Raw genomic sequence first — 13,245 nt, 5'->3', positions numbered from 1 at the left:
GCCTAGAGGCTGAGGTAGGCTTCCTTGATATTCTCGTCAGCGAGCAGAGTGGCCGCGGCGGCAGCTTTACGAATGCGCCCGAACTCGATGACATAGCCGTAATCTGCGATCTCCAGGCTGTGCTGTACATTTTGCTCCACCAGCAGAATGGCTACGCCTTGCTGGCGAATGTGTTGGATCACGCCAAAGATTTGCTCTACCACCAACGGGGCCAAGCCCAGCGAAGGCTCATCCAACACCAGCAAACGCGGCCGCGCCATAAGCGCCTTGCCGATCGCCAGCATCTGGCGTTCGCCGCCGCTCAGGGTGCCCGCTTGCTGCGTTTGGCGTTCGGCCAGCCGCGGAAACATAGCGAACACTGTTTGCAAGCTGGCAGATCGTTGGGCGCGCGCTTGCGCCGATGGCATTGCCCCCAGGCGCAGGTTATCCAGCACGCTCAGGCGCGCGAAGGTGGCCCCCGACTCGGGCACCATCGCCAATCCAGACTGCACGATTGCATGGGTGGGTTTGTTGCGAATCGAGACCCCATCAAAGTTGATCTCGCCAGCTTTCACCGGCAATAGCCCCAGGATGGCGCGCAACGATGTGCTCTTGCCGGCGCCATTAGGGCCGATCAAGGCCACTATTTTGCCGGCGGGCACCTCCAGGCTTACATCCCACACCACCTGGATGTCGCCATAAGCGACTTGCAGATTAGCGACGCTAAGCATGCCTGCTCCCCAGGTATGCATCGATCACTGCCGGATCGTTGACTATCTGCGCAACGCGGCCCTCGGCCAGTTTCCTGCCGGCATTGAGTACGATCACACGCTCACACACACTGGTGATGGCCTTGACGATGTGCTCGACGAGGATGATCGCAATGCCACTTTCGCGCACAGAGCGGATCAAATTCAGGGCACGCGGAATCTCCGCGGTGCTCAACCCCGCCATAAACTCATCCAGCAGCAATAGCTTGGGCTGCCCGGCCAGAGCGCGGGCGATCTCGAGCCATTTGCGCTCCACAACGGAGAGTTGGGCAGCGCGCAGATCCATTTTGTCCACCAGCCCCACGCGCGCTAGCACCTGGTGCGCTTGGGCCTGCAAGTCACCATGGATGTGCGCATGGCCGGCGCCAAACAGCAGGCCTGCCTCTACGTTCTCACGCACGGTAAGCTGCAAAAATGGGCGCACCAGCTGAAAGGTGCGCGCCATGCCAAGCCGCGCTACCGCATGCGCAGGCAAACCGGTGATGTCGTGCCCATTGAAAAAGATGGCCCCCGAACTGGGCGGAGTGACGCCGGCTAGTAAATTAAACAAAGTCGATTTTCCCGACCCATTGGGGCCGATCAAGCCAACGATCTCCGCGCCCGCTAGCATAAAACTGACCGCGTCCACGGCGCGCAAACCGTCAAAATCTTTGCTGAGCTGGTGCACTTCAAGCATGGGCATTACTGCCAATGGATCGGGCGTAGGGAGGATGGGGCGCATTCGTATACCGAGCCTGCCAAACTATACGGCATCTGCTGCCGGCTCGCTTCCGGTAGCACGCGCCGCAGGAGCGGCGCCCCAGGCGCCGAAGCGACAGAGTGAATACTTCCATTGTTGGGGAGATTAGATGGGACGAAGCAGGCCAGTCAATCTAGACGGGGAAGGGTGCCTACCCGGCGGCATGGTAGGCTTACATTACTTTAGCTCCTCGGGTAGGACTCGAACCTACAACCTAGCGGTTAACAGCCGCCCGCTCTGCCATTGAGCTACCGAGGAAGGATGCCTAATCTACAGGGCAAGGGGCGATTATAGTCAGGGGCTAGAAGCGTGTCAAGAAACCAGCGCAGCTGAGTGGGCAGATGCAAACATGTATAATCGCTAGGCGCGCGGAGACGCTATGGCCTTAAAAGGAAATCTGCAGGATTTTTCGGTTACCCAGTTGCTCAATTTAATTAACCTGGCTGGCAAAAGCGGGGCGCTGCTGGTGCAGGGCCCCAACGAGGGCGCCCGGCTATTTTTCCGCGCCGGCAAACTGGCCTTTGCCCAACTCACCAGCGAGGGCGGCCAACGCCAGGCCAGCCTGCCCAACATCCTGCATCGCGCCGAAAAGATCAACAATGCCCAACTGAACACCTTGCAAGCACGCGCCGCAGCGATGAGCGACAAAGAGCTGGGCTTACTGCTGATCAATTCCGGCTACGTCACCCAGCAAGACATTCTGGAAAGTTTGCAGGGCTATTTCGTGCACGTCATCCAGCAGTTGTTCACTTGGGTGGAGGGGCGCTTCGCTTTCGACACCGAGCAAGACGTGCCCGAAAGCAAGATCCCGGTGCGCATGGCACTGGAAGACATCATCATGGAAGGCTCACGCCAAGTGGGCGAATGGGAAAAGCTCAGCAATGAGATTCCCAACCTGGACATGGCGCTGGCCTTCACCGATCGCCCCGGGGTCAATCTCAAAAAAGTAAACCTCAATGTCGAAGAATGGCGCGTGGTCTCTTACATCAATCCCAAGAACAGCATCCGCCAGATCGCCAAAGCCACCAAGATGAGCGAAGTAGAAATTCGTCGCATCGTGTATGGCCTGCTGCAGGCCGGGCTGATCAAGCTGATTCGCCCCGCGGGGGCCGCCACGCAGTTGGATGGCTTGCAGAGCGCCTTCCCCGGCAAGGATCGCCAGGAGCAAAAGAGCCTGGTCAATCGCCTGATGGCGCGTATCCGTTCAATCTAGCGCATGGAAAACGACGCACGCACTCTGACAGTCAAGATGGTGGTCACCGGCCCCTTCAATGCCGGTAAAACCGAGTTCATCCAAACTGTCAGCGAGATCGATGTAGTCTCCACCGAACGCAAGATCAGCTCGGATGCCGAGCGTGTGAAGGAAACCACCACCGTGGCGATGGACTTTGGCCGCATCACGGTGGATGACAGCCTGGTGCTGTATCTGTTCGGCACCCCCGGCCAAAAGCGCTTTGACTTCATGTGGGAGATCCTCTCCGAAGGCATGCTGGGCTTCATTGTCATGGTGGATAGCACCCGCCCCGAAACCTTCCAGGAAGCCCGCAACATCATGGAGGCCTTCCGCGCTTTCTCGCCCACCCCTTATGTCGTCGCCGCCAGCAAGCAAGACCTGCCCGATGCCTGGGAGGTGGAGGATCTGCGCGTGGCCCTGCGCGTAGACGAGGATGTGCCCATCCTGCCCTGTGTTTCCACCGATAAAGAAGCTGTTAAGACCGTGCTGCTGCAATTGCTGGAAAACATTCTGGCCGAACTGGAAGCCTAACGGGCAAGTTTAACAAAAGCTTAGCGCTGGTTAAGTCTCCCGCGGCCAGACGCCTAATCCACCAAAACTCCTAGAATAAAACCATCGCCAGCACGTTTTGGGCAGCAATGCCTAAAGTGCTGGTGGTTGATGATCAAGCGGAACTGCGCGAGATGATGCAGGCTGGCCTGCTGCTCTCCGGCTACCAGGTGCGCACCGCCGCCGAGGGCGCGGGGGCCCTGAACGCCGCAGCTCACTTTGCTCCTGATCTGATCGTGCTCGATTTCAATCTCCCCGGCCTGCATGGGCCAGCCCTGTGCGCCCGCCTGCGGCAGCAGGCTGAGCAGGCCAGCATCTTGCTCATCTCTGGCTGCGCCAGCCCGGCAGAGGTGCACGCCAGCCTGCAGGCCGGGGCACGCGAGTATCTGCGCAAACCGTTTGAGCTCGAACGCCTACTCACGCGCATCGGCGCCCTATTAAGCGAAATCTAAGCCCTGTGCAGGGCACTTCTGCGCCCGCTCTGCTAGAATCCTCAAAATGGTTCATTTTAGGAGTGCTATGAAAAACAAACTATGTATTCTGGCGATGATGGCATCGCTTCTACTGGCAGCTTGCAGTTTCCCTGGCAGCAATACACCCTCCTCTTCAATGGTGTTGACCGCGGCCGCCTCCACCGTTAGCGCCCAGTTGACCGAGGCCGCCTTGCTGGTGCCTACGGCCACTTTCACTCCTGAACCCACCGCCACGCAACCCGCCACCGAGACCCCAGTGGTCACCCAAACCATTGCGGCCACCAGCGCCAGCAGTGGCGGCAGTGGTGGCTCCGGTGTCAATCCCGCCTGCGATGCGATGGCGTTTGTCAGCGATGTTACCGTGCCTGACGGTACCGACTTCGCCCCCGGCGCAACCTTCACCAAGACCTGGCGCATTCGCAATTCTGGCACTTGCTCGTGGACAACGTCCTACGCGGTGGTGTTCAGCAGCGGCGCGGCGATGAACGGCCCGGCCAGCCAGGCGCTCACCGCCACGATTGCTCCCAACAGCACGCTGGATGTTTCGGTCAACCTCACCGCGCCCAGCACCGCTGGCTCACACACCGGGTATTGGATGCTGCGCAATGCAGCCGGCCAAACCTTCGGCAGCTTCTATGTAGTTATCGATGTAACTGGCGCCGGCAGCGCGGGAGGCGGTGAAACCTTCATCGCCTCACAGGTGGGCCAGGTGAACGCCTCAGGTACGCCCGGCGGCGCTCCGCACGCGGGGGCCGACGCGCAGGGCGGCATTCAGGCCTTCGCCTTGTTCGATCTTTCTGCCATTCCGGCGGGTTCCAAGATCGATCAGGTGCGCGTAGATTTTAGCAAGTACGACACCATCGCGAACCCGTTCGTGATGGGCTGCCTGCGTGCCATCCCCGGCAGCTACTTCCCGCTGGACGGCAGCGAATACGACGCCTCGGCTAGCGGCCAGGACATCGAGTGGTGCAGCAGTGGCGCGCTGTCCACGGTGAGCGCCAGTGACAGCGTCAAGGCGCGCGTGCAAGCCGCTGTAGATTCGCCCAGCAAGATCCTGGAATACCGCCTGGCCTTCAGTGGCGCCCCCAGTGGCAATGCCCTGGTGCGCATGCTTAACAATGGCTTCAAACTGATCATCACCTACACCAAGCCTTAACTTGTGCAGCCAAAAACAAAAAAGCCCCGCTAGCTAGCGGGGCTTTTTGTTTGGCGCAAGGGCAAGGCTGCGCGTAGCGCGCGGGCCGCATACACAGCCACAAATAGCAATGTTGATACAAGCACGATGGCGGCGCCGGAGGCAATGTTCAAATAATACGAAGCATACAGCCCCACCACGCCGCTGATCGCCGCCAAGCCGGCCGCCAGTGCCATCATGCGCTTCAAGCGCTTGGTGAGCAGGAAGGCGGTGGCCGCCGGGGTGAGCAACATCGCCACCACCAGCGCCACGCCCACCGTCTGCAGCGAAATCACGATCGCGATCGCCACCATCACATGCAGCAAAATATCCAGGGCGCGCACCGGCAGGCGCAAGGTTACTGCCAGCACGGGATCAAAGGCGATCACGGTCAATTCTTTGTAAAAGAGCGCCACGGCGAGCAGTACCGCCACACCCATACCCACAATCAGCCACATATCTTGATTGGCCACACCGAGGATGTTGCCAAACAGCATATGGGTCAGATCGACGGCGTAGCTGCGCATACTTGAGATCAATGCGATGCCCAGGGCAAACATGCCCGCGAAGACGATGCCAATCGCGGTATCCTGGCGCAGCTTGGTGCTACGGCTGAGCGCACCCATCGTGACCGAAGCTACGATCGCGGTGGCCAGCGCCCACACGAAGGTGACCGCGCGATCGCCATTGGAGAGCAGGTAGCCGGCGGCCAGACCGGGCAAGATGGCATGGCCCAGCGCCTCCCCCAAAAAAGCCATGCCGCGCAGGATCATATAGCTGCCCACTACGGCGCACACTACCCCCACCAGCACCGCCGCCAACACTCCGCGCTGCATGAAGGCGAAGCCGAGGGGCTCCAACAGCCACTCAGTCATGCTGCCCCTCCCCTGCGTGGTGAGGGTGCCCGCCACCGATCTCCACCAGCACGCGCCCCTCGCGGGTATCGATCCACTGCACCTGGCCTCCATACGCGGCGGCCAGGTTCGCAGGGGTGAGCACCGCGCTGGCGGAGCCATAGGCCACGCAGCGCCGGTTGATCAGCAGCACGCTATCGAACTGCTGGCCAGCCAGCTCTAGATCATGGGTAGCAAACAGTACGGTGACGCCGTGCTGCTTGAGGTCATTCAAGATTGCCAGAATCTGCTCTTGTGCCGGCAGGTCCAGCCCGGCAAAAGGTTCGTCCAGCAATAACAGGTCTGCCCGTTGGGTGAGCGCGCGGGCGATGAACAGGCGCTGGCGTTGCCCCCCGGAAAGCTCACCGATCTGGCGGCGCGCCAGATCCAGCATGCCGACGCGCTGCAAGCTACTGCGCACCAGCTCGCGATCGGCGGCTTTGGGGCGGCGCAGCAAGCCGAGTTGGCCTACCCGCCCCATCATCGCCACGTCCCACACGCTCACCGGGAAGCTCAGGTCTACCTGGTTGGCCTGCGGCACGTAGGCCAGGCACAGGTGCTCGCCAGGTGCGTGGCCATGTACGCGCACCTGGCCCTGCGTGGGCGCTATGAGGCCGCTGACCAAGTTAAAGAAGGTGGATTTACCGGCGCCATTGGGGCCAACGATCGCCACGCGCAACCCAGGCTCCACAGTGAGCGTAAAGTCTTGCAGCGCCAGATTGCGCCCATAGGCCACGCTGACTTTATCCAGCGCTACCGCTGCGACGCCTGGGGAGTGATGGTGAGTTAATGGGGAATTCGGTTGCATGCCGCCTGCCAGACGCTAGCGCGTCTATTGAAAGTGATTTTCAATTATACCCGCAGGCGGGGTTATTGGCATTGGGCGCACAACCCAAAAAATTGCAGCCAGTGATCCTGAATGGTGAAGCCGCTTTCGCCTTCCAGCCGGCGACTGAGCTCTGAGAGGTCATCACCGCGGAAATACTCTACGCGGCCGCATTGCTGGCACAGCAGCAAGTGTTCGTGGCCATGCAGGGCAGGGATGTAGGCGTGGCACCCATCCGGGCGGTGCACGCGCTGCACTAGGCCAAGCTCTTCCAGCTTCTCGAGCGTGCGGTAAACCGTCACCAGGCCGAGTTGCTTGTGCAAGACGCGCCCGTGCTCGTAAATCTCGGCCGGCGAGAGCGAGGTACCGGCTTCTGCCAGCACATCCACCACGGCACGGCGCGAACCGGTGATGCGGTAGCCCAATTCGGCCAGCCGCGCCAGCCAACCGCTGGTGCGCTGCTTGATCTCTGCTTCGCTACTGATATGGGCACGGCTCATTGCAATGATTATACGCTCAGGGCAGCCAGAGTGGCTGGCTGGCCTCAGTCACCAGCAGCCGCTGGCTGCTGGTGGCGCGCTCCCACAGCCACACACTCGGCTGGCTATCGGCGCGGCCCAGTTGCAGGCGGTGGTACAACAACGCCTGCGAATCACTGCCCCATTGGTAACGGCTATATAGATAGCCGGCTTCTTCAACCGCCACCATTGCAAAGCTGCCATCCGGTGGCAGCACCCAGAGTTGTTCGGCGGTCAGGTTCTGAGCGCGCATCTTCATCGCCACCCACTGCCCATCCGGAGAGACCACTGGGCCGCTGAATTCGGCATCCTCGGGCTGCGGATCAAAGAACGGCAGAATATCCTGTGTGGCCAGGCTGGCACGAAAGATCTGGGAGCGCACCTGCTCGCCCGCGCGGCGCATATCCGCAAAGAGCATGTACTCGGCCTCCGGCGCCCAACTGCCCACCTCCCCGGCCTGTGAGGGCAACGCCAGCTCCTCACCGCTGGAACTATTGAGGATCACTATGCGTCCTGCCACCCCATCGTAGTAAGCCAGCCAGCGCCCATCCGGTGACCAGTGCGGGCCATAGCCGATCTTCTGGGTATCGGCGTGCAAGCGCAAATTTTCCCCCGAGCGCAAATTGAGCAACCAGATGCGCGGCGGCCCATAGGGCTCCGCCGGGGAAAGCGGCGCCAACACGCGGTTGTAGGCTATTTGGTCATTGGGTGCCACGTCGGGGGCAAAGCAACGGTCAGCGCCACAGTCCAACAAGCGGCGCGCGTCTCCGCCGCCGCGCCCCACGATCCACAGATCGATCCCCGCCTGATCGTTAACCACAGAGAAGATCAATTGCTCTCCATCTGGGGTGACGGTGAAATCAAACACACCATCCCCAGGGGAGAGTTGGCGCGCGGCGGCATCCAGCGCACTGGCAGCCCACAGCGTATAACCCGAATCGGCCAGGCGCAGGAAAGCCACACCCGGTGTGCGTACTGAGAAAGCCAACTCCACTGGGCGCAAGAGGCGCTGGCCGCGCTGATCGCGCACGCCGGCCGCCAATTGCACCTGGTACTCGGCGCCGATCTGCCAGGGGGTGCGGGGAATGAAGCGAAGCGTATCCCCCTCCCAGATAAATTCGCCGGGCGTGGCGGGCTGGATGGAAAAGCCACTTTCCACGCTGGCGGTATCCATTGCCTGGGCAAACTCGATCACCACCGGGGCACGCGCCGCCACCTGGCTACCCGGCGCCGGGCTGCTGCGTAGCACGCGCGCCCCGACGTGATCGCCGCGCCACAAGACAAGCGCGATCGCGCCCACCAACAGCAGGGCGCTGAAAGCTACCGCACGTTCAAACGGGCGCCAAGATTTCATGGGAACAAATAGGGTTGTGGCGGAATGGGAACGGCTTTGATGCTGGTGGCTTCAATCAGTGGTATGGCTACGCCTTCCAGGCTGCCGACTGCGACCGTGCCAGCCACATGCACCCATTGGTTAGCGGCCCACTGAGCGGCATCGTCACTTTGCACGATCACGCCCACTGCGAACGCATCCGCCACACAACAACTCACCGCAAAACGCCCCACCAAAAATTGCCCGGCGGGCAAACGCTCATCCTGATACACAAAACCCACAACATCGGCTTGTTCACCCACATAGGTTTGCGGGTCGCTGGCATAGTTGAAGGCGCGCACCCAATCCAGCACACTGCGCTGGTCTGAGGGTTGGTCAAGCTGAATTGTGTTTTGGCCGCCCACACTCATCAACGCCCGCGTGGTCAAACCGCGCGTATCCAGGGCGCTGCCATCCAAGGGGCGTGCCGGCACCAGAAAGCCCAGCAATAGGGGGGCGCCTAGCACAAACAGCGCCCAGCGTGTGCCGCGCGGGGTGTGCTCGTGGGCGTGGGAGTGACTAGCTGCGGCGGTGCTGCCACGCGGCCAGGCGACCAGGCCCAGCAGCAGCAAGCCTACCCCGCCCAGCACCACCAGCCAAGTGAAACGGGCGTTGATGTAAAAGTAGAGCGTGCCGGATACTACTTTGTAGAGCAAGTACACACCCAGGCCGAACAAGATCATGCTGTGAGCACGTTTGTATTGCCAGTCGCTCATTTTCAAATCCCAACATTCAGGTTGATAAAGACCGCGGCCAGAATGATCATTAGCAATGGCAAGATCACCATGTAGCCTACCGTGCGCCGGCGAAAGACCTGCAAGTACAGCAATACGCTTTTGATGTCCACCATGGGGCCGAAGACAAGAAAAGCAAGGATCGAGCCAGAGGTAAAGGTGCCGACGAAAGCCAGCGAAACAAATGCATCCACGGTGGAGCAGATCGAGAGCAGCACCGCCAGGGCGATCATCACCAGCACCGAGAGCAGCGGCCCACTGCCTAACGCCAGCAGGGTGGCTTGCGGCACCACGGTTTGCAGCGCCGCCGCCAACATGGCGCCGATGATCAGATAACGCCCCATCTCGAAGAATTCTTCGCCGGCAATGCCCAGCGCCTCCCGCCAGCGCACCGCCAGCGACGGGGCAATCACCGGCGCCGCCCACGCCGCGCCCTGCAGCGGCCCGATACTGGCGGGCCGCAATAGCTGCAGCGGCTGCTCCTCGACCGCAAAGATCAAGCCGGTAGCCACCGCGATCGTCAAGCTCAGGCCGAGGCGCAGCCACAATACCGGCCCCCAGCCGTAGGCTGCATAGGTACTGGCCAGCACGATCGGGTTGAGCACTGGCGAAGCCAGCAGAAACGCCACGCCCATCGCCGGCGCCATGCCCTTACGAAATAAGCGCCGGGTCAGTGGCACCACACCGCATTCGCACACCGGGAACACAAAACCCAGCAAGCCGCCAGCCAGTGCACCCAGAAAGCGATTGCGCGGCATCAGCCGTTGCAGGGTTTCCTTCTTGAAGAAAACTTCAACCACCCCAGAGGCCAGCGTGCCGAGCAACAAAAAAGGGGCTGCTTCAATAAAGATTCCGAGGAAGATCGTAGTGAATGTAAAAAATTGAGCCGGTAGCTCAAAACCACGCGCCACCCAGTTCTGCAACACCAACACAGTCACCACCCCCAACACCGCCAAACCAAGAATGCCGAGGGTATTGAAAACGCGTTTCATTTGTAGAAATTCTATCCCACCTCAGTATCTAAGAGCCAAAGTGCAACCTGAATGCCACTGACTTGAGTTTGTCTTATAACCTCAAGTCCCGCACGCGATGGTCCGCAGGACTCTTAAACGTTCCTCCCAACAAGGGCCAGAGCGCATCAATGGTTGGCTTGATCGGGCCTTCAAAACCAAAGGCGATGCCAGAAGCATTCATGCCGATTCGGATTTCACAACCACAGGGCTGGCTTGGCTCGCCGAACAAGTTTGCTTCCACAAGCTCTAACAACGGCTTACTAGTGCGAATTGAACGAAGGGGTGGATTTTTTAGAACTACTCGCAAGCCGCCTATGGGCGAAGGCGGAGGGGACCCATTCGTGATCTCAACTCCTGGCTTGTCTCCCAATTCAACAGTAGCCCAAATTGACTCGCGCTCAGACAGCTTGCTACCAATGGCATCAAGCACAGGGCTCACTAGATTATCCAAATCAAAGAAATGTCCCCTGCGCTTCCATGCGCCAACAACAAAACGCAATCGAAGGTCAGGCCAAGGTTGGATGCCTCTGTTTGCCAAAATGGCGCGCCATCTCTTCTCGCCGGCAGACAGTAAGGTCTGCGGTTCACCCTCTACAAACATCAAAGCCCCAGCTTGCGGTTGGCGCTGGCTCGCATTGCGGCTAACAGGTGTTCAAAATCATCCCCTGGGGCCGTCTGGTTCCACTTTTCCGCACCACACACAACACAGCGATGCAGGATGCGGTAGCCACGGGAGCGGCTCTCCACTTCCACCGGCTGCATCATGCCACCGCAGCCCGCCGCCCGGTCACCGGGCGCCACATCGACATGCTGGCTCCACAGGCAGGCGGGGCAATGGTTGGTGTACCCATCCCCGCTGACGGCGCGCCCACATTGCTGGCACACAAAGTCTTCGATGCGCCGAGTAAAGCTAGCCATCCTTGCGCTCCAGCAAGCTCAAAGCCACGCCGCGGTCTAACTTGCCCATCGGCACGCGGCCCAGGCTGCGCGGCGCCAGCCACTTGTGCGGGCGTTGAATACGAAGAGGGGTTTCCTCATGCACGGGGCAATCATATACGCTCAGTTGAGCGTGAAAATGGCTATAGGTGTGCTCAAAATTGCCGCGCAGTGTGCCAATTTTTAGTGCGGAACCAAGCTCCGCCTTCAGGCCGGTGCGCAGATATGATTTCGCTTTTGCTTGCTCTTCCAGCGCTACCGAGGGAAACTCCCACATCCCTGCCAGCAACCCACGCGCGGGGCGCTGCAAGAGCAACACTTTGCCGGCTTGCCACACCACCGCCGCGGCCGCAAAACGCACAGGCAGCGCCGCGGCCTGCCGCTTTACCGGGCGCAGCAGTTGCGTGCTGCGCTGCTTGGCCAGGCAGTGCGCCGCCAGCGGGCAGGTATCACACTTGGGGCGCGGGCTGCACAGCGTAGCCCCCAGTTCCATCAGGGCCTGGTTGTACTCAGCGGCCCGGCCGCGCGGCAGGTGCTCGGCAGCCAGCGCCCACAGGTGCTGCTGGCCGGCGGCCGAGTGCACTGGCACACTTACATCAAACACGCGTGAAAGGACGCGGATGGCATTGCCATCCACCGCGGGCACATCCTCCCCAAACGCCATCGAGGCGATGGCGCCTGCAGTATACGCGCCGATACCGGGCAGTTGGCGCAACTCCGCGGCACGCCGCGGCAGTTGCCCGCCGTTGGCGGCGCGCAGCTGGCGGGCGGCCTTGTGCAGATTGCGGGCGCGGCTGTAATACCCCAGGCCCTCCCAGGCACTCAGCACTTGCTGCTCACTGGCCGCCGCCAACGCCGCCACGCTGGGAAACTGCTGCATCCAGCGTTGATAGTACGGCAGCATCGTCTCCAGGCGTGTTTGCTGGGCCATGATCTCAGCCACCCACACCGCATACGGCTGCGGCTGGTCGCGCCAGGGCAAGCTGCGCTTGCGGGCGTGGTACCAGCGTAGCAGAGGTGTAGCAAGCTTGCTTTTCTTCATGGAAGGGTGGCCGCTTGGCCACAAGGCTTAAAGCTGGAAGCCGCCGCGCGCGGGCACCAGTTTGTAATCAAAGTTATCCACCAGCTCTTGCATCTGCACGCCCAAATCTTGCCAGGCACTGCTGCCCAGCACACGGCGGGCATTATCCATGCTGGGGATGACCGCCTCGGCCAGCAGGCGGGGCTGCTCACCGTAGACGGTGAGCCAGGCTTCGCTCAGCGCCACGCCCAAGCCCTCAAGCGCGGGCACAAACTTGCGGATGTGAAACTCAAAGTAATCTTCTTCACGCCCGGGCTGAATATCCCAGGTCATCAATAATTTAATGCCAGACATGTTAGCTGGCCACATCCAGCACAACCACTTTGGTTTCGCTGGGCACGCTCGAAGAGGTGATCTTCAGTGAAGGCTCGGCCTTCTCTTTGCTCAAGCCCATCTCTTGCAGAAACTGCTTAAGCGGGTTGAGCTTCAGGTTACTACCATCCACCTTGTAGTGCATTGGCACGACGATGCCCGGTTCGATCATGGCGATCACCTCAGCTGCCTTGGCCGCCGAGAGTGCATTCCCGCCGCCCACCGGCACCAGCAAGACGTGCACGCTGCCCAACGCTTCCACCTGGGCGCGGCTGGGCACGCTGCGCATATCGCCCAGGTGGCAAACGGTTACACCGCCGTAATCAAAGGTGAACACCAGGTTCGTGTCTTTGCCTTCTTTGATGGCAACCCCAGTAACAAATACGCCGCCGATCTCATACTCCCCCGCCCCACGGATTTCCCACGAAGCCCCCTTGGCGCCTTTAACAAAGTTATGCCCCGGGGCATCGTGGCTCACCGAAACGATATCCGCCTTGAGTTTCAGCGCCTTAAACCCTGCACTGGCATGATCATAGGGGTCAGTCACTACGGTGGGCATACTGCGCTCCGTAATGCGAAAGCAAGAGTTTCCGTACCAGGTGATTTCCATTCAATGCTCTTTCAGGGGGTGATGTGCTGCTA

17 protein-coding genes and 1 tRNA gene are annotated in these 13,245 nt (G+C 60.6%); 4 read left to right on the top strand and 14 right to left on the bottom strand.

Translation table 11 applies throughout. The annotated features are described in order from the left end of the window. Positions 1–2: 2 nt before the first annotated feature. The 3 genes from KF821_07605 to KF821_07595 form a co-directional block, all read right to left on the bottom strand. Positions 3–710: an ABC transporter ATP-binding protein gene (locus KF821_07605; protein MBX3005676.1), complete on the bottom strand. Its 708-nt coding sequence runs from the start codon at positions 708–710 to the stop codon at positions 3–5. Further along, entirely contained in the window at positions 703–1,431 is a 729-nt protein-coding gene (locus tag KF821_07600) for an ABC transporter ATP-binding protein (GenBank protein ID MBX3005675.1), read from the bottom strand. The genes KF821_07605 and KF821_07600 overlap by 8 nt, the downstream gene beginning before the upstream one ends. 243 nt (positions 1,432–1,674) lie before the next feature. Continuing rightward, positions 1,675–1,746 (bottom strand) — tRNA-Asn (locus KF821_07595). Positions 1,747–1,867: 121 nt separating this feature from the next. Between KF821_07595 and KF821_07590 the strand changes: the two genes are divergently transcribed. From KF821_07590 to KF821_07575, 4 genes are all read left to right on the top strand, one after another. After that, complete coding sequence (locus tag KF821_07590; protein ID MBX3005674.1) at positions 1,868–2,701, top strand: DUF4388 domain-containing protein; 834 nt, start codon at positions 1,868–1,870, stop codon at positions 2,699–2,701. A 3-nt stretch (positions 2,702–2,704) separates the two neighbouring features. Beyond that, positions 2,705–3,253, top strand: coding sequence for an ATP/GTP-binding protein (locus tag KF821_07585; GenBank protein MBX3005673.1), 549 nt, complete (start codon positions 2,705–2,707; stop codon positions 3,251–3,253). A 107-nt stretch (positions 3,254–3,360) separates the two neighbouring features. Next, positions 3,361–3,723, top strand: coding sequence for a response regulator (locus tag KF821_07580; protein ID MBX3005672.1), 363 nt, complete (start codon positions 3,361–3,363; stop codon positions 3,721–3,723). Positions 3,724–3,790: 67 nt separating this feature from the next. Further along, positions 3,791–4,900: a hypothetical protein gene (locus KF821_07575; GenBank protein ID MBX3005671.1), complete on the top strand. Its 1,110-nt coding sequence runs from the start codon at positions 3,791–3,793 to the stop codon at positions 4,898–4,900. A 29-nt stretch (positions 4,901–4,929) separates the two neighbouring features. Here the strand turns inward: KF821_07575 and KF821_07570 are convergent, their stop codons facing one another. The 11 genes from KF821_07570 to KF821_07520 form a co-directional block, all read right to left on the bottom strand. After that, positions 4,930–5,793, bottom strand: a complete 864-nt coding sequence (locus KF821_07570; GenBank protein ID MBX3005670.1) for a metal ABC transporter permease — start codon at positions 5,791–5,793, stop codon at positions 4,930–4,932. Beyond that, on the bottom strand, positions 5,786–6,619 hold the full coding sequence (locus KF821_07565) for a metal ABC transporter ATP-binding protein (GenBank protein ID MBX3005669.1): 834 nt from the start codon (positions 6,617–6,619) through the stop codon (positions 5,786–5,788). Before KF821_07565 ends, KF821_07570 begins: the two co-directional genes overlap by 8 nt. 62 nt (positions 6,620–6,681) lie before the next feature. After that, positions 6,682–7,137, bottom strand: coding sequence for a transcriptional repressor (locus KF821_07560; GenBank protein MBX3005668.1), 456 nt, complete (start codon positions 7,135–7,137; stop codon positions 6,682–6,684). Positions 7,138–7,153: 16 nt separating this feature from the next. Beyond that, the gene (locus KF821_07555; GenBank protein MBX3005667.1) at positions 7,154–8,509 is read right to left on the bottom strand and encodes an Ig-like domain-containing protein; all 1,356 of its coding nucleotides are present in this window, start codon (positions 8,507–8,509) and stop codon (positions 7,154–7,156) included. Then, complete coding sequence (locus KF821_07550; protein ID MBX3005666.1) at positions 8,506–9,243, bottom strand: TIGR03943 family protein; 738 nt, start codon at positions 9,241–9,243, stop codon at positions 8,506–8,508. The genes KF821_07555 and KF821_07550 overlap by 4 nt, the downstream gene beginning before the upstream one ends. Positions 9,244–9,245: 2 nt before the next feature. Next, positions 9,246–10,253 carry a permease gene (locus KF821_07545; GenBank protein MBX3005665.1) on the bottom strand — a complete coding sequence of 336 codons (1,008 nt, stop codon included), beginning with the start codon at positions 10,251–10,253 and terminating at the stop codon, positions 9,246–9,248. A 73-nt stretch (positions 10,254–10,326) separates the two neighbouring features. After that, the gene (locus tag KF821_07540; GenBank protein ID MBX3005664.1) at positions 10,327–10,878 is read right to left on the bottom strand and encodes a hypothetical protein; all 552 of its coding nucleotides are present in this window, start codon (positions 10,876–10,878) and stop codon (positions 10,327–10,329) included. Continuing rightward, positions 10,875–11,192 (bottom strand): RNHCP domain-containing protein, encoded by a 318-nt coding sequence (locus KF821_07535; protein ID MBX3005663.1) that lies wholly within the window; start codon positions 11,190–11,192, stop codon positions 10,875–10,877. The genes KF821_07540 and KF821_07535 overlap by 4 nt, the downstream gene beginning before the upstream one ends. After that, entirely contained in the window at positions 11,185–12,252 is a 1,068-nt protein-coding gene (gene mutY / locus KF821_07530) for an A/G-specific adenine glycosylase (protein ID MBX3005662.1), read from the bottom strand. Before mutY ends, KF821_07535 begins: the two co-directional genes overlap by 8 nt. Positions 12,253–12,279: 27 nt before the next feature. Then, complete coding sequence (locus tag KF821_07525) at positions 12,280–12,585, bottom strand: hypothetical protein (protein MBX3005661.1); 306 nt, start codon at positions 12,583–12,585, stop codon at positions 12,280–12,282. A gap of 1 nt (position 12,586) precedes the next feature. Then, positions 12,587–13,213 carry an MBL fold metallo-hydrolase gene (locus KF821_07520; protein MBX3005660.1) on the bottom strand — a complete coding sequence of 209 codons (627 nt, stop codon included), beginning with the start codon at positions 13,211–13,213 and terminating at the stop codon, positions 12,587–12,589. Between the last annotated feature and the right edge of the window lie 32 nt (positions 13,214–13,245).

The organism is Anaerolineales bacterium (assembly GCA_019637755.1).
Classification (GTDB): domain Bacteria; phylum Chloroflexota; class Anaerolineae; order Anaerolineales; family UBA11579; genus JAMCZK01.
The sequence above is the reverse complement of the archived record's forward strand: the minus strand, read 5'-3'. Positions and strand labels throughout refer to the sequence as shown.

What these genes read in the sequence shown, in the direction of transcription:
- KF821_07575 (MBX3005671.1), top strand. Translation starts at nt 3,791, where the DNA reads ATGAAAAACAAACTATGTATTCTGGCGATGATGGCATCGCTTCTACTG.
- KF821_07520 (MBX3005660.1), bottom strand. Translation starts at nt 13,213, where the DNA reads ATGGAAATCACCTGGTACGGAAACTCTTGCTTTCGCATTACGGAGCGC.
- KF821_07580 (MBX3005672.1), top strand. Translation starts at nt 3,361, where the DNA reads ATGCCTAAAGTGCTGGTGGTTGATGATCAAGCGGAACTGCGCGAGATG.
- KF821_07600 (MBX3005675.1), bottom strand. Translation starts at nt 1,431, where the DNA reads ATGCCCATGCTTGAAGTGCACCAGCTCAGCAAAGATTTTGACGGTTTG.
- KF821_07555 (MBX3005667.1), bottom strand. Translation starts at nt 8,509, where the DNA reads ATGAAATCTTGGCGCCCGTTTGAACGTGCGGTAGCTTTCAGCGCCCTG.
- KF821_07560 (MBX3005668.1), bottom strand. Translation starts at nt 7,137, where the DNA reads ATGAGCCGTGCCCATATCAGTAGCGAAGCAGAGATCAAGCAGCGCACC.
- KF821_07535 (MBX3005663.1), bottom strand. Translation starts at nt 11,192, where the DNA reads ATGGCTAGCTTTACTCGGCGCATCGAAGACTTTGTGTGCCAGCAATGT.
- KF821_07570 (MBX3005670.1), bottom strand. Translation starts at nt 5,793, where the DNA reads ATGACTGAGTGGCTGTTGGAGCCCCTCGGCTTCGCCTTCATGCAGCGC.
- KF821_07605 (MBX3005676.1), bottom strand. Translation starts at nt 710, where the DNA reads ATGCTTAGCGTCGCTAATCTGCAAGTCGCTTATGGCGACATCCAGGTG.
- KF821_07590 (MBX3005674.1), top strand. Translation starts at nt 1,868, where the DNA reads ATGGCCTTAAAAGGAAATCTGCAGGATTTTTCGGTTACCCAGTTGCTC.
- KF821_07565 (MBX3005669.1), bottom strand. Translation starts at nt 6,619, where the DNA reads ATGCAACCGAATTCCCCATTAACTCACCATCACTCCCCAGGCGTCGCA.
- KF821_07525 (MBX3005661.1), bottom strand. Translation starts at nt 12,585, where the DNA reads ATGTCTGGCATTAAATTATTGATGACCTGGGATATTCAGCCCGGGCGT.
- KF821_07585 (MBX3005673.1), top strand. Translation starts at nt 2,705, where the DNA reads ATGGAAAACGACGCACGCACTCTGACAGTCAAGATGGTGGTCACCGGC.
- KF821_07550 (MBX3005666.1), bottom strand. Translation starts at nt 9,243, where the DNA reads ATGAGCGACTGGCAATACAAACGTGCTCACAGCATGATCTTGTTCGGC.
- mutY (MBX3005662.1), bottom strand. Translation starts at nt 12,252, where the DNA reads ATGAAGAAAAGCAAGCTTGCTACACCTCTGCTACGCTGGTACCACGCC.
- KF821_07545 (MBX3005665.1), bottom strand. Translation starts at nt 10,253, where the DNA reads ATGAAACGCGTTTTCAATACCCTCGGCATTCTTGGTTTGGCGGTGTTG.